This is a genomic window from Colwellia sp. MB3u-55 (assembly GCF_014076785.1).
Classification (GTDB): Bacteria; Pseudomonadota; Gammaproteobacteria; order Enterobacterales; family Alteromonadaceae; genus Colwellia_A.
Genome location: NZ_JACGUS010000072.1, coordinates 58,814 through 73,771, shown reverse-complemented (window position 1 = coordinate 73,771; position 14,958 = coordinate 58,814). Strand labels below are relative to the sequence as shown.

The 14,958-nt window shown below is 37.1% G+C and carries 15 protein-coding genes; 3 read left to right on the top strand and 12 right to left on the bottom strand.

The window, feature by feature from the left end:
- Window positions 1-492: 492 nt before the first annotated feature.
- Both H4J66_RS03640 and H4J66_RS03635 read right to left on the bottom strand, forming a co-directional pair.
- Window positions 493-894 (bottom strand): hypothetical protein, encoded by a 402-nt coding sequence (locus H4J66_RS03640; RefSeq protein ID WP_182170723.1) that lies wholly within the window; start codon window positions 892-894, stop codon window positions 493-495.
- 102 nt (window positions 895-996) lie between these two features.
- Window positions 997-1,377: a hypothetical protein gene (locus H4J66_RS03635; protein ID WP_182170720.1), complete on the bottom strand. Its 381-nt coding sequence runs from the start codon at window positions 1,375-1,377 to the stop codon at window positions 997-999.
- A 45-nt stretch (window positions 1,378-1,422) separates the two neighbouring features.
- Here H4J66_RS03635 and H4J66_RS03630 point away from each other — a divergent pair, with 45 nt between their 5' ends.
- Together H4J66_RS03630 and H4J66_RS03625 are read left to right on the top strand one after the other, a co-directional pair.
- Window positions 1,423-1,731, top strand: coding sequence for a hypothetical protein (locus H4J66_RS03630; RefSeq protein WP_182170717.1), 309 nt, complete (start codon window positions 1,423-1,425; stop codon window positions 1,729-1,731).
- Between the two features lie 309 nt (window positions 1,732-2,040).
- On the top strand, window positions 2,041-3,012 hold the full coding sequence (locus tag H4J66_RS03625) for an integron integrase (RefSeq protein ID WP_182170714.1): 972 nt from the start codon (window positions 2,041-2,043) through the stop codon (window positions 3,010-3,012).
- A gap of 130 nt (window positions 3,013-3,142) precedes the next feature.
- Here the strand turns inward: H4J66_RS03625 and H4J66_RS03620 are convergent, their stop codons facing one another.
- Complete coding sequence (locus tag H4J66_RS03620; protein WP_182170711.1) at window positions 3,143-4,123, bottom strand: NAD(P)H-quinone oxidoreductase; 981 nt, start codon at window positions 4,121-4,123, stop codon at window positions 3,143-3,145.
- A gap of 59 nt (window positions 4,124-4,182) precedes the next feature.
- Window positions 4,183-4,452 (bottom strand): acylphosphatase, encoded by a 270-nt coding sequence (locus tag H4J66_RS03615; RefSeq protein WP_182170708.1) that lies wholly within the window; start codon window positions 4,450-4,452, stop codon window positions 4,183-4,185.
- A gap of 112 nt (window positions 4,453-4,564) precedes the next feature.
- Between H4J66_RS03615 and H4J66_RS03610 the strand changes: the two genes are divergently transcribed.
- Window positions 4,565-5,755 carry a class I SAM-dependent methyltransferase gene (locus H4J66_RS03610; RefSeq protein ID WP_182170705.1) on the top strand — a complete coding sequence of 397 codons (1,191 nt, stop codon included), beginning with the start codon at window positions 4,565-4,567 and terminating at the stop codon, window positions 5,753-5,755.
- 90 nt (window positions 5,756-5,845) lie between these two features.
- On the opposite strand, the gene H4J66_RS03605 is transcribed toward H4J66_RS03610, so the two are convergent.
- From H4J66_RS03605 to recD, 8 genes are all read right to left on the bottom strand, one after another.
- Entirely contained in the window at window positions 5,846-6,145 is a 300-nt protein-coding gene (locus H4J66_RS03605) for a PilZ domain-containing protein (protein WP_182170701.1), read from the bottom strand.
- Window positions 6,146-6,243: 98 nt separating this feature from the next.
- On the bottom strand, window positions 6,244-10,218 hold the full coding sequence (gene hrpA / locus H4J66_RS03600) for an ATP-dependent RNA helicase HrpA (RefSeq protein ID WP_182170735.1): 3,975 nt from the start codon (window positions 10,216-10,218) through the stop codon (window positions 6,244-6,246).
- A 159-nt stretch (window positions 10,219-10,377) separates the two neighbouring features.
- Entirely contained in the window at window positions 10,378-10,791 is a 414-nt protein-coding gene (locus H4J66_RS03595) for a CBS domain-containing protein (protein WP_070376723.1), read from the bottom strand.
- Between the two features lie 123 nt (window positions 10,792-10,914).
- Window positions 10,915-11,754, bottom strand: coding sequence for a hypothetical protein (locus H4J66_RS03590; protein WP_182170698.1), 840 nt, complete (start codon window positions 11,752-11,754; stop codon window positions 10,915-10,917).
- Between the two features lie 9 nt (window positions 11,755-11,763).
- Complete coding sequence (locus H4J66_RS03585; protein WP_070376722.1) at window positions 11,764-11,934, bottom strand: DUF2986 domain-containing protein; 171 nt, start codon at window positions 11,932-11,934, stop codon at window positions 11,764-11,766.
- Between the two features lie 71 nt (window positions 11,935-12,005).
- The gene (locus tag H4J66_RS03580; RefSeq protein WP_070376721.1) at window positions 12,006-12,275 is read right to left on the bottom strand and encodes a DUF5062 family protein; all 270 of its coding nucleotides are present in this window, start codon (window positions 12,273-12,275) and stop codon (window positions 12,006-12,008) included.
- A 70-nt stretch (window positions 12,276-12,345) separates the two neighbouring features.
- Complete coding sequence (locus H4J66_RS03575; RefSeq protein WP_182170695.1) at window positions 12,346-12,912, bottom strand: DUF3087 family protein; 567 nt, start codon at window positions 12,910-12,912, stop codon at window positions 12,346-12,348.
- An 80-nt stretch (window positions 12,913-12,992) separates the two neighbouring features.
- Window positions 12,993-14,954 (bottom strand): exodeoxyribonuclease V subunit alpha, encoded by a 1,962-nt coding sequence (recD, locus tag H4J66_RS03570; protein ID WP_182170692.1) that lies wholly within the window; start codon window positions 14,952-14,954, stop codon window positions 12,993-12,995.
- Window positions 14,955-14,958: the final 4 nt, after the last annotated feature.

The window sequence follows — 14,958 nt, the reverse complement described above, 5'->3', positions numbered from 1 at the left end:
AATCGAATTCGCAATGCCGCATAACGCCACATTAAGCGGCAAAAAATTGTTGGCTAAAATGTTGAACGAAGTGAAAACAGCCAACTGTTTTTTGTCCGTTTGAATGCCTTGTTATGCGATTTTTAGATTACCACAAACCGCATAATTTATATAAATATTAACGACATAAAATCCACGTTTAAAAAATCACAGCATTGCGACACACTAAACTGTGAATTTTGAGCCACTAATGAAAAGTGAATTTACCACTTACCTGCTTTGGCGAAAAACTATTTAACCAAAAACTGAAATAGATTTAATTACACGTAAATAACCAAGATAAAGAAAAGGCAAGTACCACAATTACATTTAATCGAATTCGCAATGCCGCATAACGCCCCACTAAGAGGCTTTTAATTGTTGGTTAAAATGTGTAGCGAAGCGGAACCTAACCAACTGTTAAAAGTCCTGCTTGAGTGGCTTGTTAGGCTTTTTAGGCTTTTTACTGTGATATTACTCATAAACGTACTTTGGCTTCCCTAGGATGGCCATCTCTTCAGACGCATAAGAAACATCGGTTATTTGTTTACACCACGGAATTTGCCAAAATGGTTTTTCCTGGTGCGTAGCCCTGTTGGCGTAAATTAGGTAAAAGCCACTTTTTGCAATGGAAAAAGGGAATCCCTCATTTGCGTAAACTTTTATCGTTTTAAGCTGCTCACCCTTCCACTGCCGCAACACCTTAAATGTTATATCCCCAACACCTTCGTTATTTAGTTTATGAGACAGTATTTCTGCAACGACGACAACCTGAGCTATATCAGTTTCTTGCTGAATAGTTCTTTCGCAAGGTATACTTGTCGCGAACGAATTCCCCGTCAGCGTTAGCGCTATGAATAGAATAAAGTGCTTCATGTTTGTAAGCCTAACGCCCACTTAAGCGGACAAAAATAGTTGGTTAAAATGTGAAGCGAAGCGGAACCTAACCAACTGTTTTTGTTCCGTTTGAAGTGCTTGTTATGTATCTTTTGCGCTAATATTAACGTTTTTATTATCTTGTTCCATTCTCTCAATTTTATCATTTAACTCTGAGAGTGACTTTTGAATATCCATTAATACTGGATTAGATTTAGAGTGATTTCTAATTTCTTCTTCACGAAACCCGAGTCTAGAATCTAGGTAACCAATCAACAAAGAAGCGAACACAAAAATCACCAAAATAACAGGGACTGCAACCAATGGACTATTAAATACAAACGACTTTACTGGATTATCACCTAGTGATTCGATAGTAACGAAAATTATAAGCAAAAACTGTATATAGCTCATATACATTTTTGATCGATCTATATAGACCTTCCAGCGAATCAAAGACTTTTTATTAAACCGAGAACTCAAGATAACTCCTAGATACATAACGCCTCATTAAGAGGAAATTTATAGTTGGCTAAAATGTTGAACGCAGTGAAAACAGCCAACTGTAAATTTTCCTGCTTTAATGCCTTGTTAGGTATACTTTACACCAATCTTGGAATCAGAGGGTGTATAAACCAGAATAATAAAGGTACAAACACACTTATTATTAATAAGTTAAGGGAATATGATCCATTTCTTAACTTAGGTATAACAGCTATTAAACCTGCATATAAAATAGATAAAAAACATGTTCCAAGTAATAACAAAAACAAAATTATTTCTATGATGTCACCACCACCTTTAGGCTCTCCGTCAGCAACAGAAAAAGTCCAATAAAGCGTTGCACGAAATATAAAAGCTATAACCATAATCACTAATGGAGCAACAGCTAAAAATTGATATATTCGCCGAGTTATCATGTATACCTAACAGCTTATTAGACCGAAAAACTAAGCAATATATAACACTTAGCATTCCTTGTTTATTTAAAATTATAGTCATCATACTTTACAACATAATAACAACACTAACATTTTATTATTATTAAATATTTCAAAAGGGGCAACAACGAATCTTTCGGCATATTGGCAAAAGAACCGAACACCAGCTAAGCTGTATATAACAACAGTATATGGATTTTATATTATGGACGCTAAATCACCTTTTTTAATGAGTATCGAAGAGCATATGCGTAACTTAAGATACGCAAAAAGAACCATAGAAACTTATATTCATTGGATAAAGTATTTTATAAATTACTCAAATAAAACTCACCCTGCACTCATGGGGGATATCGAAGTTGAGAGATTTCTCAGTTATTTAGTTAATCAACAAAACGTTTCAACAGCTACCCAGTCACTTGCACTCAATGCATTAGCTTTTTTGTACAAAGAAATTTTAAAAAACGAATTAAGTTTAAAGCTAAACTTTAACTTAAGCCGCCGGCCTAGAAAATTACCTGATGTGCTTACACCTACAGAAGTTATGAAACTTCTATCAAAAATACCCTCACAACATCATTTATTAGTAAGCCTCTTATATGGTAGTGGTTTAAGGCTAATGGAAGCTATTCGCTTAAGGGTACAAGATATAGACTTCAATTATCACTGTATCGCAGTTTGGAACGGTAAAGGGAACAAACATCGTCGAGTAACCCTCGCCACTGAGCTTATACCTGAACTGTACCACCAAATTCAAAGGACTAATAAATATCATACTAGCGATATAGAAAATATTGACTATAGAGGTGTCTGGATACCAAATGCTCTTAATCGCAAATACCCCAATGCCGCAAAAGAATTCAAGTGGCAATATTTATTTCCTTCTGCTCGATTAAGTATTGAACCAGAATTCAAATACCTTAGTCGGCATCATCTCAATGAAAGTAGTATTCAAAAGTCAGTCAAAAAAGCAGCAAATCAATTGAAGTTAAATAAGGTAATAACTTGTCATACTTTAAGGCATTCATTTGCTACGCATTTATTGCAAAGAGGCGCTGATATAAGAACAGTTCAAGAACAACTAGGGCACAGCGATTTACGTACAACTCAAATTTATACCCATGTACTTGAGCATGGAGCTAATGGTGTTCGTAGCCCTTTATCTGATTTACTATAACGTTAGTAATTTTTAATTTACTTTAAATGAGTACTATTTTCTACTTATACTGATAGTGTTTTAACGTTTTTATAGTTAAATAAACTGTCTTTATTATAATCAATTTATCAGAAAATACTCTTATTGGCATTCACGCTGTTAACTCAACTATTAATACTAACTTGCCGATATTACCATTTTCCAACATACGATGATGGGCTTTATTGGCATTTACCCATGAATAGCAAGTATCAATTACCGGTAATAACTGCCCTGCGCAAAGTAACTTGCCAAAGTCTTCTTTAAAGTTAGCCACTAATTCAGCTTTATAATCATTGCTCCTGTTTCGTAACGTTGAAGCTGTAATAGTGATTCGTTTTGAAAGCATCTTGCCTATGTCAATTTTTTCGCAATAGCGGCCTTGTAAAATAGACAGAATAACAATGTGACTATCCACTGCGGCGACATTTATATTTCTCTGTAAGTAATCTCCACCCACCACATCAATAATGACATTAAAGCCATCGGGAACGTTTGCTTTTTTCCATTGTTCAAAGGAGTTTTGATGGTAGTTAATTGCAACATCTGCACCTAATTTTAAACACGCTTGGCATTTTTCTTCACTGCCAGCGGTCACAACAACAAAACAGTCTTTTGCTTTGGCAAGTGTAATAGCAGCACAGCCAACACCACTGGCACCAGCATGTATCAACACTGATTGTTTAGGTTGTAACTGAGCAATTAAGAATAGACTTTGGTAGGCCGTTAGAAACGTTTCTGCGCAAGCTGCACCTTGTTCAAAAGTAAAAGTAGCAGGCAGATAAAATAACTGGCTAGACTTTATAACAACATATTCTGCGTAACCACCGCCAGCAACCAAACCAAAAACTTTGTCATTAGTTTTCCAGTTATTTACCGCACTACCACAAGCAACAATTTCACCACAAACCTCCAATCCTAAAATAGTAGACTCGCCTTTAGGAGCTGGGTAATTTCCTTGTCGCTGTAAAATATCGGCTCGGTTTACGCCAATAGCTTTTACACGAATTAAGCATTCATCACCTGAAAAATCAGGTACGGGTGTTTCAGCAAAAGTTAACTGCTCATCGCTTGTTACGTTGATATATTTCAAATAAACCTCTAAATTGTTAAACGCTTGTTTGTTTTTCGGGTGATTATCTAAACGGTAGATTAGCTAATCGCGAAAAAGTTATGTTGTTGCCATTTAACTTGTTTTTTCTCCATACTTACCACTTCAGCTTCTGGTGGTCCGTACGCGAGCCATGCTAACATTTTATCTACGTCTTTTTCTTCACCGCATATTAAAATTTCTACATCCCCATCTTCCAAATTTTTTGCATAACCACTTAAACCATAATCAATAGCGACTTGTTGGCTAGACGCACGAAAATAAACCCCTTGTACTTTTCCGCTAACATGGGCGATATAACTAACATTCATACTTATTGTTCCTTAACGTAGACTGAAATAACTTAACGTGAAGATTGCACCCGAGCTTGGCATTGACTACACTCTGCGCAATTTCATTTACCAATTCATTAAGTATAGTCACATGTCAGCAAGAATTTATTTAAAAGTAAGCCGAGAGAAGTCTTTATTACGAAAACATCCTTGGATATTTTCTCAAGCGATTAATAAAATCAAGGGAAATCCGATGTTAGGCGATACCGTTGATGTCTTTGATCACAAGGAAAAATGGCTTGCTCGCGGTGCTTACTCGCCAGAATCACAGATTCGAGTTAGAGTTTGGAGCTTTAATGAAAATGAAGAAATTGACAGTGAATTTTTTCGTAAAAAATTAATAAGTGCTCAATCTAGACGTGAATGGTTTATCAAACAAGGCGGTTTAACCGGTTATCGTTTAATTGCGGGTGAATCTGACAGTTTACCCGGTATAACTATTGATAAATACGATAACTTAATTGTTTGCCAACTATTAAGTGCTGGTGCCGACTTTCAACGTTATACCTTAGTTGAAGTAATTAAAGAGCTCTATCCTCAATGTAGCATTTACGAACGCTCTGACGTTGACGTACGTAAAAAAGAAGGATTAGAGCCAATCACAGGTTGGTTAACAGAGCCACTTGAGTCAACCGCATGTGTGATTAAAGAGCATGGTTTATCGATTAATGTTGATATCGCAAAAGGCCATAAAACAGGTTTTTATTTAGATCAACGTGATTCTCGTGTAACTGCAGGTCGATATGCTAAAAATAAATCAGTCCTTAATTGTTTTTCTTATACCGGAACATTCGCCTTACATTGTGCAGCAAATGACGCTAAAGAAGTCATCAATGTTGATGTTTCTCAATCGGCACTCGACTTAGCCGAAGAAAATATTGCCCTTAATAACCTGCAAGACAAGAATGTTTCTTTTGTTAAAGCCGATGTATTTAAGTTACTCAGACAATATCGCGAAGAAAAACGTCAGTTTGATATGATAATTTTAGACCCACCTAAATTTGTTGAATCAAAAGCACAACTAACCGGTGCATGTCGTGGTTACAAAGACATTAATATGCTTGCTATGCAATTACTAAAGCCAAACGGTATATTACTGACCTTTTCTTGCTCTGGTTTAATGGAAGCAAGCCTATTTCAAAAAGTAGTTGCTGATGCCGCTCTTGATGCTCGTCGCGAGGTGCATTTTGTTGAGCGCTTGCAACAAGCTGGTGATCATCCAATATCGAGTAATTACCCTGAAGGTTATTACTTGAAAGGCCTAGTCTGCCAAGTAAGTTAGTTCACTCTTTGTGACTGTCTTAAAATAAAAAACGAGCACTTAGTGCTCGTTTTTTATGAGTTTGTTTATTGCCTAGTTAAGGCTCAGTTTTTAATCTATTTCGGCAATATTAATTCCAATTAAAAAGCACTCTTCACCCTCTTCGGTGATGCGTACTATTTTCCCTGAAACTTCCAACGGTTGAACATTGCTGCTCGCAGACCGCACACTAATTTTAACATGGGTATTAAGCTCTAAAGGATGCGTCATTTCAATCGCCATACCCGTTGCACTTAAGTCTCGACAAGTCGCTAATATTTGACTGTTCGCTTCATCGTCGATAATGGTCACGGTGACATCACTATTTAACATCATCCGATAGAAATCTCGTTTATCATCAAAGTTAACCATTATTACTCCATATTATTATTTAAATTTTTATTGTCTCTTTTATACCCATTGTAGTGTTTAGTGTCAAATTTCAAACTTGAATTGTTGATTAAATCGACTTAATCTGCTGAAATTTCTTTCAAATGATTTAAAATTCGCTTTGCAGAGACCGGATAAGCCGTCTTTAAATTTTGCGCAAATATAGAAACACGAAATTCTTCTATCATCCAGCGCACCGCTAAAACGTCATCAGCAATAGGCTTGCCTTTGCTCTGTTTGGCAAGCAACGCTAAATAAACATCATTTACTTTCGCAACCTCTAACATTTTCAATCGGTCTTGGTTGGGATCAACCGGCAGCTTTTCCATACGTCTTAACATCGCTTGTAAGTAGCGCGCAATGTCTTCTAATCGTTGATGACCAGAGGCGGTCACAAAACCTTTGAACACCAGTAAGCCAAGTTGTTCTTTAATGTCGGCTTGTGCTTGAATAACCTCTAAAGACATTCGACCTTTTAGTTTTTTCCCTATGTCATGGGTTAAGGTTAATACTTTTTCTACTTTTAACGCTGACACGAGCACACAGTCGGCAAGTTCAGCACGAACATGGTCTTTAGCTTTTTCAAAATCATTTTGGTTACGTGGTATGTCGCCATGCTCTTTCACCAAGTGCTGGCAAGCAGCGAGTATACAATCGTCTAATAAATCAGGTATTGAACCAAAAGGGTTAAAATATAGGCTTAACTTGGCTTTATTAGGCAAGTTTTGTTGTAGGTATTTAACTGGAGAAGGTATATTTAATAAAATTAAACGACTCACACCATTAACCATCGCTTGCTCAGCAAGACTTTCTTGTTCAAATAATTCTATAGCAACCGTTTTATTTTTATCAACTAAAGCTGGAAAAGCTTTTATGGTGATATTAGCAATATTTTTTTCATAGCCTTTGGGAATGTTGTTGAAATCCCAGCTAGTAATTTGTTCACGCTCTATTCCTTTATCAGCCACTTTCTTAATTGATGCTTTTACTTTTCCTTGCAAAGACGCTTGTAACTGCTCAAAATTACGACTTTGATTAATAAGCACACCTTTTTCGTCAATCACCTTAAAATTCATCGTCAAGTGAATAGGCAATTCCACATCTTGCCAAATATTTTCGGGTAAACGCACACCCGTCATTCTTAACAAATGTTTTTCAATAGCAGCAACTAACTTACCGTCTTCCTCACTAATCGCTGACAAACAAGCTTCTGCATAATTAGGAGCTGGTACAAAATTTCGTCTTAAAGGTTTAGGTAAGCCTCTGATCAAAGCAATAATAAGTTCTAGTCGCAACGCTGGAATTAACCAATCAAAATCCCGATTTTTAATTTGATTCAAAATACCAACAGGAATATGTAAGCTTATCCCGTCATCTATGTCACCTGGAGTAAAATGATAACTTAGCGGCAAGGTCAAATTACCTTGATGCCAAACATCAGGATAATCGCTGGCTGATAATACTTTAGCCGTTTCGTTTAATAAAAAAGCTTCGGTAAAATTAAGTAACTGAGCATTTTTTTGTTTAGACTTTTTCCACCACGACAAAAAACTACGTTGGCAAATAATGGTTTCTGGCAACTTTTCGTCATAGAACTCAACTAAACGTTCTTCATCTACTAAAAAGTCTTTACGGCGAGCTTTTTGCTCTAACTTCTCAATGCTCGCAACTCGTTGATGATTTTGCTGATAGAATTTTTCATTAAGGGTGCTATCACCATTGACTAATGCTTCACGAATAAATATCTCACGGCACGTATGAGGTTCAATATGATTAAAGCTGATCTTTCTTTTTGCAACTATGGTCAGGCCATATAGCATCACTTGTTCAAAAGCCATTACCGCACCTTGCTTTTTCTCCCAGTGCGGTTCGCTATAATTGCGCTTAATAAGATGTTCGGCTAAAGGCTCTATCCACTGTGGATCTATCTTTGCTACCATACGAGCAAACAAACGGCTGGTTTCAACCAATTCAGTTGCCATTATCCACTTAGGTGATTTCTTTGCGACACCCGACCCCGGAAATATGAAGAATCGGCTATTGCGTGCACCCTTATATTCTCTGTTTTCGTCAAGTTGCCCTAAATGACTGAGTAAACCTGACAAAATAGCTTGGTGAATAATATTGTTATTATTACTTTCTACTGGCTCAGTTTTTTTACTCACATCGGTATTATTAGCATCTAACGATGGCGGAGTATATTCCACTCGGCTCATCGGAATGTTTAAATCGCGCAGTGTATATTTAAGCTGACTAAAAATGTCTTGCCATTCACGAATACGCATATAAGCTAAAAACTCTTTTTTACACATGTTTCGAAATTGGTTATTAGTCAGCGCTTTTTGTTGCTGTTGAATGTAGTGCCACAAATTAAGCAAGCTGATAAAGTCAGACTCTTTATCTTTAAAGCGATTATGTTTTTCATCTGCCGCTTGCTGTTTTTCATGGGGACGTTCACGCGGGTCTTGAATACTTACCGCACTAACAATAATAAAAATTTGCTCAATGCAACCCAAATCAATAGCAGACAGAATCATTTTTGATAAACGTGGGTCGGTGGGGAATTTTGCTAGCAGCCGCCCCGCTTTGGTTAATACCACTTTGTTTTGCTGTTTTTCTATCGCCGCTAATTCTTCAAGTAATGAAACACCGTCATTAATATTTCGACTGTCCGGTGGCTGAACAAAAGGAAAGTCACGGATTTCGCCGAGATCAAGCGCCAGCATTTGTAAAATAACTGTCGCTAAATTAGTACGCAATATTTCAGGATCAGTAAATTCAGGGCGACCAAGAAAGTCCTCTTCACTGTATAAACGTAAACATATACCCGCTGAAACACGACCACAACGCCCTGCTCTTTGATTAGCACTGGCTTGAGAAATAGCTTCTATAGGCAAACGCTGTACTTTAGTGCGGTAACTATAACGAGAAATACGTGCGGTGCCCGGGTCAATAACATATTTGATACCTGGTACGGTTAAGCTGGTTTCTGCAACGTTAGTGGCAAGCACAATATTACGGCCACTGTGTGGTTTAAAAATTCTATTTTGTTCTTGTACCGTTAACCGTGAATATAAAGGCAACACTTGGGTGTATCGTAAATTTGCTCTTTCTAAAGCTAATGCAGCGTCTCGTATTTCGCGCTCACCATTGAGAAAAATAAGAATGTCGCCTTGGCTAATATGGCCAAGTTCGTCAACGGCTTGCAAAATACCACTAATGATATCGCTACTACTTACTTCTTCTGTTTCATCGTTATTTTCGCCATTAAGCGGACGGTAGAGGATTTCAACAGGGAACGTTCGCCCCGATACTTCAATAATAGGTGCGGGTTTGCCGTCCGCTGAAGCAAAATGCTGTGAAAATCTTTCTGGGTCGATGGTTGCCGAAGTAATAATGATTTTTAAATCAGGACGTTTAGGTAATATTTCGCGCAAATACCCCAATAAAAAGTCTATATTTAAACTACGTTCATGCGCTTCATCAATAATAATCGTATCGTATTTTCGCAGTAAACGGTCATGTTGCATTTCTGCCAATAAAATACCGTCGGTCATTAATTTTATATAGCTATTTTCACTCACCAAGTCATTAAAACGGACTTTATAACCAACCGCGTCGCCTAATGTTGTCGATAATTCATCAGCAATACGTGTAGCAACTGTTCGCGCCGCAATACGACGTGGCTGAGTATGACCAATCATGCCGTCGATACCACGACCTAAAGCAAGACATATTTTTGGAATTTGAGTCGTTTTGCCCGAGCCTGTTTCACCCGCAATAATAATCACTTGATTTTCAGTTATCGCTTTAGCGATAACGTCAGAATTTTGTGATACCGGCAAATCTTCTGGATAGGTGATTTTTGGAACATTCTGAATTTTACGCTGCTTTTTTTCGATTGACTCATCAATATGGGCAGAAATTTGACTGAGTGATTTTTGCTTTTTGTCACTATCAGTGATTTTCTTGCTCGACATTAAGCGTTTTTTCAAACGAAACTGATCAGATTTAAAACACAATCCAAGGCGGCTAAAAAGCTTATCAATGTTAATAACCTGGCTGCGCTGAGATTCAGAAGAGGTAGTAATAGATTTTTCAGAAGACAAGGTTGACCCAAACAAAATAGCAAAAAATAATTTTACCAGCTTTATTAAGTCTGTACCACTTCAATCAAGTGGTACAAATAGACAGAGTAAGATTAACTGGGCTGACTAAGGTTTAAAGGTACTTCGAGTATATTGATCAATACCGTATAGAACATCATTACGACATATAGTACCCAGTAAAATACCATCTTCGTCTACCACTGGATAAACTTTAGGTTTATTCTGTAACATGCTTTGCGCAAGTTCTATGACACTGTCAGAGGGCTTAACTGATAATACTTCTTTGCGCATCAATGCGGCAACATCACTTACATGTTCATTATGATAAATAGTCTGTAGCATTGTTGCTAAAACATCACTTTCAGAGAGAAAACCAATAACACGATTATTACCATCGATCACTGGGCCACCAATTTGCTTTGTTTTTAAAAAGCGCAACGCCGCCTCTTCAACCACCATTTCTGAAGTAAAAGTAACTGGATAGTGGTTCATATAGTCTTTTACTTGGATACTCAACATAGTTATTACCTCACTAAAATCAAAAATAAAATGCCCAACCAATAAAAATAACTGTAGACGCTTTTATTTAATAAATCATGAATTTAGTGAAAATAGATTTTATTTTTAATAAACATCGCTTGATTAAAGTAAAGACAGTAAAACGGGATCCGGAGAATTTTTTATGGTGTTTGTTAAAGCATGATAGGAAAGCGAAAACTGTTTTCGTAAATGTGATTTTAAATGAGGTTTTACCGCGTTAGGTCTTATCGCTTTAAGCAAACAAAATAGCGCTAAAGCATGCACTGTTTCATTTTCTGGCAATGCCGACTGACGGTTTGCATTAGGGTTATTACACGAGCCACAGCCGCCTCTAAATTGATAAGCTGTGTTACTAAATATGATACCAAAGCCCATAAAACAAGCGATAACATCAACGGCTTGAGGAATAAACTCTTTGCCACCTGGTGGTAAACTAGTTTGTTGGACAATCAGAATATTCGCAAGGTTTTGTACAATGGACGAAATAAGATCTTGTGGCTGATTAACTTGATTTTCGCCATAAGAAAGCATGATCGGCTGTTGTTGAAGCTTCGCTGTATCTTCTTCACTTAATTTAGCAAAGGGCGTATTGTTACCACGACAATGGTCAACCATATTAAAAGGTGGAATGGTTATTTGCTTAGTACCCGCAAAAAACTGCTCTGGTGTGATCAATATAATGGGCCACTGCTGCATACCGGCATAAGTGGTTGTTTGTTTAAAAATACTCAGTGCCATTTCATGAACACTCGTTACACTACCTTGATAAAATTGATTATTAGGTAATACAAGCTGACTATTGTTTTTAAACTCTGCAACATCAAAATGTGTAAGCGCCCAAGAAAAAGTATCTAGGATCCATTGATGACTATCTTGATCAATGGCATCACTTACATCAATTTTACTCCCTGGTTTTATAATATTTAATAGTTTAGCTAGCATAACCAATAATTACTCAGTAAGTTGCGGTTCATCAGTTGTTTGAACAGCCGCTTCTTTTCCTTCTAAAAGCGCTCGTTCAGCTTTTGAAACATAACGGGGCTTGTTACTGGTATGTAATTTAGCATTGGCTTTTTTCTGCTTACTTTTTAACGCGGCGTTTATTTTTTTCTTACGGTTCATTTTATTTTTCTATATTTAAATTTATAAAGCGTTATTTAACGCACAGTCCCTATCATTAAAATAGGCATTTATTACTTAAGTAATGGATGGTCTTCAGGTAATTGCTTTGCTATCCACATTGCTAATCGGTGTTTCATACTGAGCAAGTCTTCGCCATCAGCGGGCGAAGCTTGAATAAGTTTGTCATTAACCAATAGACGGTACAAGCTTTCAACCTTGTCTTTTGAAGCATTGGTAGCAGAAAAACCATTATAACCTCGGTTCATCGCATATTTTTCGCCAACTTCAATCGCTTTTTTTAATAAAGCAGTTTCATTTTTTAACTTTTTAGGTTTTTTCATTGGGCTTCTTTTATTGTGGCTTTATATCAAAGTAAAAGGCATTTAATTTACTGCCATCAAGGTCGATTCGTTATTTATAGCTTGAAAGTAACACTTTGGTAAAATGCTCGGTAGTAATTTCTTTTCCATGTTGAGTGATTAACCCCTCAAGATGAGTAATATCAGCCTCTAACGACGACATAGTCAGTGTATTGTCATCTAATAAATAAAGTTGCTTTAGGCTAGCATAATAAAATTTCAAAATAATTAATGCATTTTCATCACCATTAATACTCGCTTGTTTAATTTTTTTCAAACGACGATAAATAATATTCTGTGTTTGTTTAAGTTGCCAAACATAATAAATTTCATTAAAAAACGGGGTGTTTTTTAATTGTCTTAGTATCCCAGCACACGTTAACAATGCCAGAATGACGCCTAAAAAGTTATAACGAAAATTACTGGTTTGCTGGCCCGACTCTATCGCGGTATTAATACTCGCTTGAGCTATGGTATCAAGCGCTAAGGGCTCTGCAAATACCGCAATCAATATACCACCAAAAGCAATGGCTAATATTGCGAAGGTAACAATAAAACCAACAATCACTTGATTAAGCTTACTGCGATAAGCTTTTTTATCTATGTCTTTTAACGTCATGCTACAACTTAATTAATGGGTTACTAAAATTAAAAGGTTATTCTAACGTAATTTCTTTCAGTAAACCCTATTCTCTAGCTTTATTTTTTATAGAGGTCGATACCTGAATAGCGTGTTGTTTTTGTTGTGACTCCTTGTCGCCAAACATTCGCTAAGGTAGCGATACTCAGTTTTTGCTTAGCCCGAGTAATAGCGGTATACATTAATTCCCTAGAAAGTAATTTATTATCAGATTGTTCCGGTAAGACCATCACAACATGCTCGAACTCACTGCCTTGAGTTTTATGAATGGTCATCGCATAAACGGTTTCATGCTGAGGTAAACGCGCCGGATTCACCCACTTATATTCGTTGTTTGCTTGCTCAAAAACAGCCATTAAATGGCCCGACTCATTTTTCCACAACAAACCAATGTCGCCGTTGTATAAACCTAGTGAATAATTATTAACATTGATCATAATAGGTTGCCCGCAATAACGAGTCTCAAAAGCATTAATATCACCGCGTTTAATCAGTATATTTTGTACTTGTTCGTTTAACGATTCAACTCCCTGCTCACCAACACGTGTTGCGCATAAGATACGAAATTTTTGTAATTGTTTAAAGGCAGCAGACACTGTTTTTTGCGCAAAAATGGGCGCGTAATACTCACTAACGAATGCTGCTAACCAAGAACTGGCTTTACCTTCGAGTAAGCATAAGGTATCGCCAGACTGAAGCACGTCTTGGTGGTTATTATCTATGACTAGTTTTTCTGTTAATAATTGCCAACTTTCGCTAAAGCGGCCATTAATAACATGGCTCGCTATTTTTCCGATCCCACCTTCACTATCAAAACGTCTACTTTTGTCTAGAAACACCACGTGATCTGCGGCGAGGGTCAACCCTGATGATTTTGGCGATTTTTTCCACTGAGGTAAATTTACACATTGGCTAACTTGGCTTAAATATTGATGATTCTCAGGGCTGTAGCCACGATGTGGCTTAGGTGCTAAATCGTTAAGTACACTTCCAGCAGCAACGGATGGCAGTTGATCCGCATCGCCTAAAAGTATGATTTGGCAATGGCTAGGCAAAGCTCTAAAAACTCTTACCATTAACGCCAAATCGACCATTGACACTTCATCAATTAACAGCACATCAATATTAAGCAAATTATCTTGGTGGTGGCGAAAATTAACACTGTTAGGAATAACACCTAAGAGTCGATGCAGCGTTTGTGCCTCTTGAGGTATTTTTGATAAAACCGTTGCACTTATTTGTCCTGTAAATCCTTGTAAAGCATTAGTAACTGATTCAGATAAACGCTGAGCCGCCTTACCCGTTGGCGCTACCAAGGCTATCTTTAAATCTGCATTGGGCTTTTCATTTGAGCTTGAACTTGAGTTTAACATCACCAAAGCTGCTAACAACTTAGTCACCGTATAGGTTTTACCTGTACCTGGCCCGCCAGCAATAATACTCAATTTTTTATTAATAGCATTGGCAACCGCAACCATTTGCCAATCTATTTCATCGTTATCATCTGCTGACTTTTGCTGTGGAAAGAGTGTTGCTAAGCAGCTTTTAATATCAACGACGTTAAATGTTTGTACATTTAAATCCTTGGCTTGAGCACTTTTTGCTGAAATAAAAGTCAGTAGCTCTTGCTCAAAATGGTAATAACGACGTAAATAAAGGTTATTTTCATAAAAAACAATAGCATGGTTATCATCAGCCATAATAGACAAGTGTTCACATAGACTGACTAACTGTGGTTGCTCGGCAAAGGTAAAGCCGTTATGAGTAACAATACCTTGTTTATCGCAGCTATAACCAAAACGTGTACTCGCGATGGTGGCTAAAGGTAAACAACTATGGCCTGCCCTAAGGCTTTCACTGAGGGCAAGCAGTAAGTGAAAAAGCTGTTGGTTGTCATTATTATTATGCTTGTCGCGATTAACTAGGCTTTGTTGAATTTCTTTTGCAAAAAAGTAGTCAACCGCTTCAATATTATTAAGCTGCTGTTGAGCATGACTGAACTGCTTATATAACACTGCCATATGC